The 12,397-nt window shown below is 69.0% G+C and carries 13 protein-coding genes; all 13 read left to right on the top strand.

Features of this window, described 5'->3' with window-relative positions:
• Positions 1-564 (top strand): 50S ribosomal protein L10 (rplJ, locus tag VFZ39_RS03750; RefSeq protein WP_330864383.1); only part of this gene is annotated, 564 nt, incomplete at its 5' end.
• Positions 565-618: 54 nt separating this feature from the next.
• Complete coding sequence (rplL, locus tag VFZ39_RS03745) at positions 619-1,017, top strand: 50S ribosomal protein L7/L12 (RefSeq protein WP_330864382.1); 399 nt, start codon at positions 619-621, stop codon at positions 1,015-1,017.
• A 215-nt stretch (positions 1,018-1,232) separates the two neighbouring features.
• On the top strand, positions 1,233-2,186 hold the full coding sequence (locus VFZ39_RS03740) for an ABC transporter ATP-binding protein (RefSeq protein WP_330864381.1): 954 nt from the start codon (positions 1,233-1,235) through the stop codon (positions 2,184-2,186).
• A gap of 1 nt (position 2,187) precedes the next feature.
• Entirely contained in the window at positions 2,188-2,973 is a 786-nt protein-coding gene (locus VFZ39_RS03735) for an MlaE family ABC transporter permease (RefSeq protein ID WP_330864380.1), read from the top strand.
• Between the two features lie 14 nt (positions 2,974-2,987).
• Entirely contained in the window at positions 2,988-3,806 is an 819-nt protein-coding gene (locus VFZ39_RS03730) for an MlaE family ABC transporter permease (RefSeq protein WP_414690258.1), read from the top strand.
• Positions 3,807-3,813: 7 nt separating this feature from the next.
• Positions 3,814-5,091, top strand: a complete 1,278-nt coding sequence (locus tag VFZ39_RS03725; RefSeq protein WP_330864378.1) for an MCE family protein — start codon at positions 3,814-3,816, stop codon at positions 5,089-5,091.
• Positions 5,088-6,134 carry an MCE family protein gene (locus VFZ39_RS03720; protein ID WP_330864377.1) on the top strand — a complete coding sequence of 349 codons (1,047 nt, stop codon included), beginning with the start codon at positions 5,088-5,090 and terminating at the stop codon, positions 6,132-6,134. The genes VFZ39_RS03725 and VFZ39_RS03720 overlap by 4 nt, the downstream gene beginning before the upstream one ends.
• Positions 6,131-7,093: an MCE family protein gene (locus tag VFZ39_RS03715; RefSeq protein ID WP_330864376.1), complete on the top strand. Its 963-nt coding sequence runs from the start codon at positions 6,131-6,133 to the stop codon at positions 7,091-7,093. Before VFZ39_RS03720 ends, VFZ39_RS03715 begins: the two co-directional genes overlap by 4 nt.
• An 8-nt stretch (positions 7,094-7,101) precedes the next feature.
• On the top strand, positions 7,102-8,235 hold the full coding sequence (locus VFZ39_RS03710) for an MCE family protein (protein ID WP_330864375.1): 1,134 nt from the start codon (positions 7,102-7,104) through the stop codon (positions 8,233-8,235).
• Positions 8,232-9,662: an MCE family protein gene (locus VFZ39_RS03705; protein ID WP_330864374.1), complete on the top strand. Its 1,431-nt coding sequence runs from the start codon at positions 8,232-8,234 to the stop codon at positions 9,660-9,662. The genes VFZ39_RS03710 and VFZ39_RS03705 overlap by 4 nt, the downstream gene beginning before the upstream one ends.
• On the top strand, positions 9,659-10,930 hold the full coding sequence (locus tag VFZ39_RS03700) for an MlaD family protein (protein ID WP_330864373.1): 1,272 nt from the start codon (positions 9,659-9,661) through the stop codon (positions 10,928-10,930). Before VFZ39_RS03705 ends, VFZ39_RS03700 begins: the two co-directional genes overlap by 4 nt.
• Before the next feature lie 11 nt (positions 10,931-10,941).
• A complete protein-coding gene (locus VFZ39_RS03695; RefSeq protein WP_330864372.1) occupies positions 10,942-11,511 on the top strand; it encodes a hypothetical protein in 570 nt (189 codons plus the stop codon).
• Entirely contained in the window at positions 11,508-12,296 is a 789-nt protein-coding gene (locus tag VFZ39_RS03690) for a J domain-containing protein (RefSeq protein ID WP_330864371.1), read from the top strand. Before VFZ39_RS03695 ends, VFZ39_RS03690 begins: the two co-directional genes overlap by 4 nt.
• Positions 12,297-12,397: the final 101 nt, after the last annotated feature.

Genomic DNA, 12,397 nt, shown 5'->3' with positions numbered 1-12,397 from the left:
CTCGGTGAGAACGCCAACTACGCCGTGGTCAAGAACACGCTCGCCAAGATCGCCGCCACCGAGGCAGGCATCGACGGCTTCGACGACCTGCTCACCGGTCCCACCGCCATCGCCTTCATCAAGGGCGATGTCGTGGAGGCGGCCAAGGGTCTGCGTGACTTTGCCAAGGCGAACCCCACCCTGGTCATCAAGGGTGGCGTCCTGGACGGCAAGCCCCTCGACTCGGCGGAGGTCGCCAAGCTGGCGGACCTCGAGTCGCGCGAGGTGCTCATGGGCAAGCTGGCCGGCGCGATGCTCGCGTCGCTCAGCCAGGCCGTCTACCTGCTCAACGCCCCGATCTCGCAGGCTGCCCGGCTCGCCGGCGCCCTGCAGGCGAAGGCCGAGCAGGACCCCACGATCCTCGCAGGTGGTGCCGCCCAGGAGTCGACTGGCCCGGTTGCTGACGCTGCTGAGGAGGCCCCGGCCGCTGAGGAGGCCGCCTCCACGGAGGCGACCGCCGAGGCTCCGGCCGAGGCCCAGTCCGACGAGGCTCCGGCCGCCGCGGACGAGTCCACCGACGCCTGAGCCCAGGCCGACGTACACCACCTGAAGAAACACGTACAAGGAAGGAAAGCCATCATGGCGAAGCTCACCACCGACGAGCTGCTCGACGCGTTCAAGGAGATGACCCTCATTGAGCTGAGCGAGTTCGTGAAGCAGTTCGAGGACACCTTCGGCGTCACCGCCGCGGCCCCGGTCGCCGTGGCCGCCGCCCCGGGCGCCGCTGCCGCCGGCGGCGACGCCGGTGCCGCCGCCGAGGCCGAGAAGGACGAGTTCGAGGTCGTCCTCGAGTCCGCCGGCGAGAAGAAGATCAACGTCATCAAGGAGGTGCGCGCGCTCACGTCCCTCGGCCTGAAGGAGGCCAAGGACCTCGTGGAGGCCGCCCCCAAGACGGTTCTCGAGAACGCCACCAAGGAGGCCGCCGAGAAGGCCAAGGAGGCCCTCGAGGGCGCCGGCGCCACCGTCACCCTCAAGTGACGCGATCGGTCATCTGACCCGGCTCTGACCGGGCAACCCACGTGGGGGCGGACACCAGCACGGTGTCCGCCCTCACGTGCGTCCGGAGTCCGACGATGCGTAACCTCCCGCGTCGCTCCGCGTTGTCCCTGACGAGAGGTCGTGCTTGCGGGGTCGCACGCCAGGAGAGCCGGTGCGTGGCGGAACCGTGAGAGCGAGGGAGGGGAGTCCCGGACGTGGGTGTCGAGATCGAGGTCAACCACCTCACGAAGTCGTTCGGCAAGCAGCTGATCTGGGGTGACGTGACCCTCACCGTGCCGGCCGGCGAGATCTGCGTGATGCTCGGCCCGTCCGGCACCGGCAAGTCAGTGTTCCTCAAGACCCTGATCGGCCTGCTCAAGCCCGACGAGGGCTCGATCATCATCGAGGGCACCGACATCGCGAGCTGCTCGGAGCGCGAGCTCTACGAGATCCGCAAGCTCTTCGGCGTGCTGTTCCAGGACGGCGCCATGTTCGGCTCGATGAACCTCTACGACAACGTCGCCTTCCCGTTGCGCGAGCACACCAAGATGTCCGAGGCCGAGATCCGTGCCATCGTCATGGAGAAGATGGACCTGGTCGGCCTGATCGGTGCCGAGGACAAGCTGCCCGGTGAGATCTCCGGCGGGATGCGTAAGCGCGCCGGCCTGGCCCGGGCGCTGGTGCTCGATCCCGAGATCGTCCTGTTCGACGAGCCCGACTCCGGCCTCGACCCGGTGCGCACGTCGTTCCTCAACCAGCTGATCGTCGACCTCAACGCACAGATCGACGCCACGTTCCTGATCGTGACCCACGACATCAACACCGCCCGCACGGTGCCGGACAACATCGGGCTGCTGTACCACCGGCACCTGGCCATGTTCGGACCGCGCGAGATGCTCCTGTCCTCGGAGGAGCCGGTGGTCCGGCAGTTCCTCAACGCCCAGCGGGTCGGGCCGATCGGCATGTCGGAGGAGAAGGACGCCGACGAGCTCGAGGCCGAGAAGGACCAGGAGCTGCCGCCGCTCCCACCGATCCCGCACCAGCTCGAGCCCTCCAACGGCATCAGGCGCCGCAGCCAGCGGCCGCCGGGCGAGTGGTGCCGGGCGAACGGCGTGGTCCCACCGCCCGGTTCCTTCCAGGAGAACATGACGATGGTGACGGGCTCCTGACGTGGCCTCACTCACCGCCTCGCGTGCGCTGGCTCCCCTCGGGACGGCGGGCAAGCTCTTCGCGTTCGCGCTCGACGTCTTCCGGAACCTGTTCCGGAGGCCGTTCCAGCTGCGCGAGTTCATCCAGCAGGCGTGGTTCATCGCCTCGGTGACGATCATCCCCACGGCGCTGGTGGCGATCCCGTTCGGCGCGGTCATCGCGCTGCAGGTCGGCGGCCTGATCAAGCAGTTCGGCGCCCAGTCCTTCACCGGGTCGGCCTCGGTGCTCGCCGTCATCCAGCAGGCCGCCCCGATCGGTACGGCGCTGCTGATCGCCGGCGCCGGCGGCTCGGCGATCGCGGCCGACCTCGGTGCCCGCAAGATCCGCGAGGAGCTCGACGCGATGATGGTGCTCGGGATCGACCCGATCCAGCGCCTCGTCGTCCCACGCGTGCTCGCCTGCATGCTGGTCGCGTTCTTCCTCAACGGGATGGTGAGCTTCGTCGGCGTGGCCGGCGGCTACGTGTTCAACGTGGTGCTTCAAGACGGCACCCCGGGTGCCTACCTCGCAAGCTTCACCGCCCTCGCGCAGATCCCCGACCTGCTCATCGGCCTGGTCAAGGCGCTCGTGTTCGGCCTGATCGCCGCGATCGTGGCGTCCTACATGGGCATGAACGCCGGTGGCGGCCCGAAGGGCGTCGGGGACGCGGTGAACGAGTCCGTCGTGATCACGTTCCTGCTCCTGTTCATCGCCAACTTCACCCTGAGCGCGATCTACCTCGAGATCGTTCCTCCGAAGACCGGGTGATCGACGTGGCCGACGTGCGTTCCACCATCCGGCGCCCCCTCGACTCCCTGGACAGCCTGGGGAGCCAGCTGGCGTTCTACATCGGGGTCGTGGCCGCCATCCCGCGGTCCGTCAAGCGCTACCCGAAGGAGATCCTGCGGATCCTGGCGGAGGTGACCCTCGGCCGTGGCGCTCTCGCCGTGATCGGTGGCACGGTCGGCGTGATCCTCGGGATGACGTTCTTCACCGGCGCCCAGGTGGGGCTCTCCGGGTACGCCGCCCTCAACCAGCTCGGCACCTCCGCCTTCTCGGGCTTCGTCTCGGCGTACTTCAACACCCGCGAGATCGCGCCCCTGGTCGCCGGCATCGCGCTCGCGGCGACCGTCGGCTGCGGGTTCACCGCCCAGCTCGGGGCGATGCGGATCTCCGAGGAGGTCGACGCGCTCGAGGTGATGGCGATCCCGTCGATGCCGTTCCTCGTCGCCACCCGCGTGGTGGGCGGCCTGATCGCGATCATCCCGCTGTACGTGATCGGGCTGCTGTCGTCCTACTTCGCGAGCCGGCTGGTCGTGACGCAGTTCTACGGACAGTCCGCCGGCACCTACGACCACTACTTCAACCAGTTCCTGCCACCGGAGGACGTGCTCTGGTCGTTCGGCAAGGTGCTGGTCTTCGCGGTCACCGTGATCCTCATCCACTGCTACCACGGCTACAACGCCTCCGGCGGCCCCGCCGGCGTCGGTGTCGCCGTGGGCCGGGCGGTGCGGACCAGCATCGTCGCCGTCAACGTGCTGGACCTGCTGCTCTCGATGGCGATCTGGGGAGCCACGACCACCGTCAGGTTGGCGGGGTGAGTCGCCGATGACGAACAGACTGCCCCACAAGGCGCTCGGCATCATCTTCGTGTGCCTGCTGGTCCTCGCCGGCTGGCTCACCTATGCCGTCTTCACCAAGCGGTTCGCGAGCTACGACGAGGTGACCCTGCAGACGAGCAAGATCGGGCTGCAGCTCCCGGAGCGGGCCGACGTGAAGGTGCGCGGCGTCATCGTCGGGGAGGTTCTCGACTACGACGCGAACGCCGAAGGGGCAGAGCTGACCCTCGGGTTCTACGACGACGAGATCGAGCAGATCCCCCACGACGTCACGGGGTCGATCGTCCCCAAGACCCTGTTCGGCGAGAAGTACGTCGCGCTGGACGTGCCCGAGGGCAGCACCGCCGAGCGGTCGCTCCAGGCCGGCGACACGATTCGACGTACGGACGTCTCGATCGAGGTCGAGAAGGTGCTCTCCGACCTCTACCCCCTGCTGCGGACGGTGCAGCCGGCCGACCTCAACATGACCCTGAACGCCATCGCCACCGCGCTCGAGGGCCGCGGCGAGGTGCTCGGCGAGAACCTCGAGACGCTGGACTCCTACCTCAAGCGGCTCAACCCCCACATCCCTCAACTGATCGACGACCTGCGGCTCACTGCCGAGGTGTCCGACGTGTACGCCGACGTGACTCCCGAGATCGCCGAGATCCTGCGCAACACGATCACGACCACCGGCACCTTCGAGGACCTCGACGCCAAGGTGCGCGCGCTCTACCAGGACGTCACGGAGTTCTCCGACACCTCGCGCGGGTTCCTCGACACCAACGGCGACAACCTGATCCGTCTCGGGGAGCTCGGGCGCCAGCAGCTGCGCCTCCTCGCCAAGTACGCACCCGAGTACCCCTGCCTGCTCGAGGGCATCGTCAACGCGGCACCGCGACAGGCCGAGTCGTTCCGCGGCTTCACGCTCCACATCGTGCTCGAGACGCTGCCCAACCAACCGCGGGGCTACACCGCCGACGATGTGCCGCGGTTCGGCGACAAGCGCGGTCCTGCGTGCGTCAACCTGCCCAGCCCGCCGTGGAACCAGGCCAACCCCGTGCGCCACCAGCCGGACTTCGACGACGGGGTCGACGAGCCGACCGGGAAGGGCACCAGCCGGGTCGCCCCGGGATGGGGCGGTGGCTACGAGGGCGGCGCGGCCGAGGCAGGCCTGCTCAAGGCGCTGCTCGGCCCGACGCTCGGCGTCACCGCCGGTGACGTGCCCGACCTCGGCGTGCTCCTGGTCGGGCCGATGGCCCGCGGCGCGGAGGTGAGCCTGCGATGAGCCTCCTGGACAAGAAGACGGCGGGCGACCTGACCCGGCTGCTGGTCTTCGTGGTCGTGACCACCCTGGCGACGGGCGTGCTAATCGTGACCATCGGCAACCTGTCGTTCGGCAACAAGGTCGAGTACCACGCGCAGTTCGTCGACGCGACCGGCGTGGTCCCCGGCGATGACGTCCGGATCTCCGGGGTGAAGGTCGGCGTCGTCGACGACGTGGAGATCGTCGACCGGAACCGCGCCCTGGTGACGTTCAAGGTCGACGCGGGCACGCCGCTGAGCAGGGCGACGTTCGCGTCGATCCGCTACCGGAACCTGGTCGGTCAGCGCTACGTCAGCCTCTCCGAGACGATCGGCGACACCGGCCGGCTGCAGGAGGGCGAGACGATCCCGGTCTCTCAGACCTCGCCGGCGCTGGACCTGACGGTGCTCTTCAACGGCTTCAAGCCGCTCTTCCAGGCGCTGTCGCCGGAGGACCTCAACCAGCTGTCCTACGAGATCATCCAGGTCTTCCAGGGCGAGGGCGGCACCCTCGAGGGGCTCCTCGCCAGCACCGCCTCGGTGACCCAGACCCTCGCCGACCGCGACGAGGTCATCAGCGACCTGATCGACAACCTCAACGAGGTGCTGGCCAGCATCGGCGAGCGCGACCAGGAGCTCACCCGGCTGATTGAGTCCTTCCGGACGTTCGTCGGCGGTCTCAAGGACGACCGGAAGGCGATCCTCGGCTCCCTCGAGCAGATCTCCGCGCTCTCCTCCGAGACTGCCGGCCTGGTGTCAGGGATTCGCAAGCCGTTCGTCCGGGACGTCAAGGACCTGCGCCGCTTCGCGGGCAACATCGACCGCAACAAGGCCGAGCTCGACCGGGCCATGCAGGTGCTGCCCATCAAGCTGAACAAGGTCGGCCGGACCGCGATCTACGGGTCGTTCTTCAACTTCTACCTGTGCGAGTTCAAGGGGCAGGTCCGGCTGCCGGGCCTGGGTCCGGTCGGCGTCAGGTACCCCTTGCCCGGCACCAAGGTGGCAGACAGGTGTGATCTCGGATGACCCCCTTCCGCGAGCGGAACCCCGTCGTCATCGGGGCGATCAGCATGGTGGTGCTGGCGGCGCTGCTGCTCGCCGCGTTCAAGGCGTCCTCGTTGCCCGTGATCGGTGGTGGCGACGTCTACCGCGCGGCGTTCAGTGAGGCCGGGGGACTCAAGCCGAACGACGAGGTCCGGATCGCCGGCGTCCGGGTCGGCAAGGTCGAGTCCGTCGAGCTGGCGGGAGACCACGTGCGAGTGACGTTCCGGGTCGACCAGGACGCCGAGTTCGGCCAGGAGACGCTGGCGGCGATCAAGGTGAAGACGATCCTGGGGGCGATGTTCCTGGCGCTCGAGCCGGCCGGCGACGGCCAGCTCGACGAGGGCTCGGAGATCCCGGTGGAGCGGACGTCCTCGCCGTACGACGTGGTGGAGGCGTTCACCGGTCTGGCGGAGACCTCCGAGCAGATCGACACCGACCAGCTGGCGGAGTCGCTGACGACACTGGCCGACCTCTCACGGAACACCCCCGAGGAGTTCCGGGCCGCGTTGCAGGGCGTGTCGGCGCTGTCGGCGAACGTCGCCACCAAGAACGAGCAGATCGGGGAGCTGCTCCAGAACCTCGACACGGTGTCCACCGTGCTCGACGAGCGCGACGAGGACATCATCGCGTTGATGGAGGACGCCGACGTCCTGTTCCGGGCACTGGTCCAGCGTCGGGAGGCCATCCACACTCTGCTGGAGTCGACGTCCCGGCTCTCGCGCGAGCTCACGGCACTGGTGAGGCAGAGCCGGGCCGACCTGAAGCCGGCCCTGTCGCACCTCGAGAACGTCGTGCAGGTGCTGAACAAGAACGAGGACAACCTCGACAACAGCCTCCGGCTGATGGCGCCGTTCTACCGCGTGTTCAGCAGCACGCTGGGGAACGGCCCGTGGTTCGACACCTACATCCAGAACATGCCTCCGGCTCCGCAGGTCGGGTGATCCTTGACATGAAGAAGCTGATCGTTCCTGCCGTCATCGTGGCCCTCGTCGCGGCCGCGGCCCTCACCCTGTTCGGTGGCGAGGACCGCAAGACCCTGACCGCCCTGTTCCCCCGCACGATCTCGGTCTACGAGGGCAGCGACGTGCGCGTGCTCGGAGTCCCCGTCGGCACCGTCGACTCGGTCACGCCCTCCGGCACCGACGTGGTGGTGACCATGTCGTACGACGCCGAGGTGCAGGTCCCCGCGGAGGCGGAGGCGGTCATCATCTCGCCGTCCGTGGTCGGTGACCGGTACATCCAGCTCACCCCGGCGTACGACGGCGGCGAGGTGCTGGCCGACGACGCCACGCTGGAGGCCGACCGGACCGCCGTCCCGCTCGAGCTGGACCAGATCTACGAGAACCTCGACAAGCTGAACGTCGCGCTGGGGCCCAACGGAGCCAACCGTGAGGGTGCGCTGTCCGACCTGCTCGAGGTGACCGCGGAGAACTTCGGCGGGCAGGGCGAGCAGCTCAACCAGACCATCACGGACTTCGGGCGGTTCAGCGAGACCCTGAGCGACAACCGCGAGGAGTTCTTCAGCTCCACCCGGGCGCTGCAGGGCTTCATCAGCACGCTGGCCGAGAACGACGCGACGGTCCGGCGGTTCAACCAGTCGCTCGCCGATGTGTCCGGCGTGCTCGAGGGCGAACGCGAGGAGCTCTCCGCCGCGCTGGAGAACCTGTCCGTGGCGCTCGGCGAGGTGTCGACGTTCGTGCGCGACAACCGCGAGGTGCTCGGTCGCAACATCAAGGGTCTGAACCGGGTGAGCAAGGTCCTGGTCAAGCAGCGCGCCGCGCTCGACGAGATCCTCACCGCCGCGCCGACCGCGCTCAACAACCTCGCCCTCACGTACAACCCGCAGGCCGGGACCCTCGACACCAGGGCGAACCTCCAGGAGCTCCCCAACGAGATCACCGCAGACCCGGCGGTCTTCCTGTGCGGCCTCGTCAACCAGGCGGACACCTCGGGCGGCGCGTGCGACGTGATCGAGGCCGCCCTGCCTCGGACCGGCGCCTTCGGCGCCCTCCAGGGTGAGAAGGCGCGCTGGCGCGACCAGTACGACCCGACCCTCGGCGGCCTGGCGGAGGTGGACCGATGAAGCCCCTTCCCACCCTCCTCAAGGCTCTCGGGGTCTCCACGGCGTGCGCGCTGGTCCTGACCGGCTGCAGCGTCTACGAGATGCCCCTGCCCGGCGGCACCGACGTCGGGGATGAGCCGATCGAGGTCACGGCGGAGTTCGCCGACGTCCTCGACCTCGTCCCGCAGACCACCGTGAAGGTCAACGACGTCAGCGTCGGCAAGATCACCGAGATCGACCTGGTCGACGAGACCGCGGTCGTCACCATGCAGCTGCCGAACGACATCGACCTGCCCGACAACGCGGTGGCCGAGATCCGGCAGACCAGCCTCCTGGGCGAGAAGTTCGTGTCGCTGAGCCCCCCTGCGTCAGACCCGAGCTCCGAACCGCTCGGTGACGGCGACGTGATCGAGCTCGCGGACACCGGCCGTAACCCCGAGGTCGAGGAAGTGCTCGGCGCGCTGAGCCTGGTGCTCAACGGCGGCGGGGTCGCCCAGCTCAAGACCATCGCGAGCGAGCTCAACCTCGCCCTCGAGGGCCGGGAGGACTCGGCGAAGTCGGTCTTCCGCCAGGTCCGCACCCTGATGGGCCAGCTCGACGACGGGAAGGCCGACATCGTGGCAGCGATCGAGGGACTGAACCGGATGTCGGAGACGCTGAACGACCAGATCGGCACCATCGACTCCGCCCTCGAGGAGCTCCCGAGCGCCCTGCAGACGCTCGACCAGCAACGAGCCGACCTGGTCCGGATGCTGAGGGCCGTCAACCGACTGGGCGACGTCGGCGTCGATGTCATCCGGGCCTCCAAGCAGGCGACGATCGACTCCGTGAAGCACCTGGGGCCCGTGCTCCACCAGCTCGCAGACGCCGGCGACGCCTACGTCGACGCGTTCCAGGTCTTCCTCACCTACCCGTTCGTCGACGAGGTCGTCGGACGCGACCCCCAGGTGGCCCGCAACCTCCACATGGGCGACTACACGAACCTGTCCATCACCCTCGACGTCGCCGTCGAGGGTGGCGGCGAGGGCGGCACCGGGCTGCCGACCGACCTGCCCACCGACATCATCGACCCGACCGCAGTGGTCGGAGACGTGCTGAAGTGCCTGCAGTCCGGCGACCTCACCAGCAAGGCCTGCACGAAGGTGCTGGCGAACCTCCAGAAGCTCACCAAGCTGCGCGAGGAGTGCGCCAAGAAGAAGAACCGGAACAAGGACCTGTGCAAGCAGCTGAACCTGCTGCCGGGCCTGCCGACCCCGTCCGGCACGGGTGGTCCGCTCGACCCGATCACCAGCCTGCTCGGTGGCCTCGGCGGCGGTGCACCCGCGCAGCGGGTCGGTGTCGGGTGGGATGCCGGCCAAGGGAGGGCCGGACCGACGATGGGCCAGCTGTCGACGTCCTACGACGAGGCGCTGGTCGCGCTGCTGGTGCCCGGGATGGTGACCCGATGATCGAGAAGCGCACCAAGGTCCAGCTGCTGGTCTTCGTCATCATCACGCTCCTCGGCGTGAGCTTCGTGGGGGCGCGGTACGCCCGCCTGGACCGGCTGGTCGTCGACGACTCCTACACCGTCGTCGCCCACTTCGCCGACTCCGGCGGCATCTTCGCCGGGGGCGAGGTGACCTACCGGGGTGTGAAGGTCGGGCAGGTCGAGGAGATGCAGCTCACCGACGAGGGGGTCGACCTGCGCCTCGCGATCGACAAGGACTACGACTCGATCCCGGCCGACGCGATCGCCTTGGTGGGCAACCGCTCCGCCGTGGGTGAGCAGTACGTCGAGCTCCAGCCGCAGACCGACGAGAAGCCCTACCTCCAGGACGACTCCGAGATCGCGGTCGAGAACACCCGGACCCCGATCCAGACCCAGACCCTGCTCACCAACCTCTCCGAGACCGTCCGGTCGGTCGACCAGGACGCGCTGCGCACCACCGTGGAGGAGCTCGGCCTCGCGTTCGCGGGCACCGGCGAGGACCTGCAGCGGATCATCGACACCGGCAACGCGTTCATCGAGGACGCCAACGCCAACTTCGACGTCACGACCGCCCTCATCCGCGACAGCAACGTGGTGCTGCGCGGCCAGGCGGCCAAGGCGTCCGCGATCCGTTCGTTCGCCGAGAACCTCTCGCTCTTCAGCGGGACGCTCGCCGGGTCCGACCAGAACCTGCGACGCATCATCGAGAACGGCTCGGCCACCGCCACCGACCTGCGTCGCTTCCTCGAGGACAACGAGGTCGACCTCGCCGAGCTCCTCAACAACCTGGTCACCACCGGCGAGGTGGTGGTCCGGCACCTCGACGGGATCGAGCAGATCCTGGTCGTCTACCCCTACGTCGTCGAAGGCGGCTTCACCGTCGTGTCGAAGTCGCCCGGCACCGGCCTGTACGACGCGCACTTCGGGATGGTCCTCACGGAGAACCCGCCGGTCTGCCGCCGGGGCTACGAGGGCACCGACCGTCGGCCCCCGCAGAACGGCAGGAACCGGCCGATGAACATGGGGGCACGGTGCGCGGAGCCCGCGACCCAGAGCAACGCGCGCGGCGCCCAGAACGCACCGCAGCACCGGCCGGTGGCGTCGTACGACCCCGCCACGGGCGAGCTGACCTGGGGCGATCGCTCCGCTGGCCGCCTCGCCAACCCCGGAACCTTGGCACCCAGAACCTTCGGAGAGGAGTCCTGGAAATGGCTGTTCCTCCAGCCCATGACCAGCCCACAGGGCTGACGGAGCGCTCGGTGGACGAGCCCACGACACGCTCGATCGGCTTCCGGCTGACGCTCACGGGCGTCCTGGCTCTGGTGCTCGTGCTGTCGCTCGGCGCGTCGGTGTGGCTCAGCGCCACCCGCGGGTTCGAGGCGATCGGCATCGGCGCCGGCGCCGGAGAGCTCCAGTCCGAGCGCGACCAGGCGATGAGCAGGACCCGCCAGTTCATGCTGCGGATGGGGACCTACGGGCCCGACCAGCTCGACGGCGGCCAGCTGCCCGAGTACCGCGAGCTCGTCACCGAGGTGATCACTCCGAAGTTCGCCACCACCTTCGAGAAGTCGGTGACGACCGCCGAGCAGATCGTGGCGCAGGCGGGCGTCTCCCGGAAGGCCGAGGTCTTCTCGGCAGGAGTCAGCACCATCGACGCCGACTCCGCGACCGCCCTGGTCGCCGGCACGTTCACCGACTCCTACCCCGACCGGAGCGGCGCGCTGCAGCCGCAGGAGCCGGTGCCGTTCCGGATCGAGATCACCCTGGTGAAGACCGAGGGTGAGTGGCTGGTCGACGACTTCACGCCTGTGACGGGAGCAGACCAGTGACCGCCGGCCCGAACTGCTACGACGTCCTCGACGTCGAGCCCGCCGCCTCCAACGACGAGATCCGGGAGGCGTGGCGCGCGGCGATCGCGGACCTCACGCCCGCCGACCGGCGGTTCCGGCTCTACAACCAGGCCGCCGAGGTGCTGCTCGACGACGAGCAGCGGGCGGCGTACGACGCGGAGCTGGTCGCGGCCGAGCCGGAGCCGGACACCGAGCCCGTGGCCGAGCCGGGGCCCGAGCTCGACTCGGGGGCGCCGACGCCGCCGCCGGCCGTCGAGGAGCGCCGCCCGTCCACCCGGGTGGTTCCCACCTGGCTGATCGTGTGTCTCGCTGTGCTGGTGGCGGCCTCCGTCGGCCTCGCGGCTCACCTCGCGAGCCAGCCGTCCGAGGCCGCCGTCGAGGAGGCGACCGGGACCGCCCGTACGGCGGCCGAGCGCGCCGCCGTCCCACTGCTGTCCTACGACCACCGGTCCCTCGACGCCGACCAGGAGGCCGCGCACGACGTCGTCACCTCGCGCTACCGCTCCGACTACGACGACCTGTTCGAGCTGATCCGGGAGAACGCACCCGCGACCCGGACCGTGGTCGAGGTCGAGGTGGTCGCCTCGGCGATCGTGCGGGCCGGTGACGACCGGGCCGAGATCCTGCTCTTCGTCAACCGGCCCACCACGAACAAGGCCACCCAGGAGCCGGTGGTCTACAAGGACCAGGTGACGCTGACCATGGAGCGAGTGGGTGAGGAGTGGCTCGTCGACGACCTCACGACCAGTCCGATCGCCCCCTGACGGGCGGGGCCCCGCCCGGCCCTGATCGGGGCGTCGGTTTCCCCGCTTGAGCGGGGATACCCGGACTCCGCGGGCGAAACTTCCCATGCCAAGTGCGCGAC

This window comes from Nocardioides sp., from assembly GCF_036374615.1.
Taxonomy (GTDB): domain Bacteria; phylum Actinomycetota; class Actinomycetes; order Propionibacteriales; family Nocardioidaceae; genus Nocardioides.
Note: the sequence above shows the minus strand (reverse complement) of the source record. Positions and strands in the feature narration are given on the sequence as shown.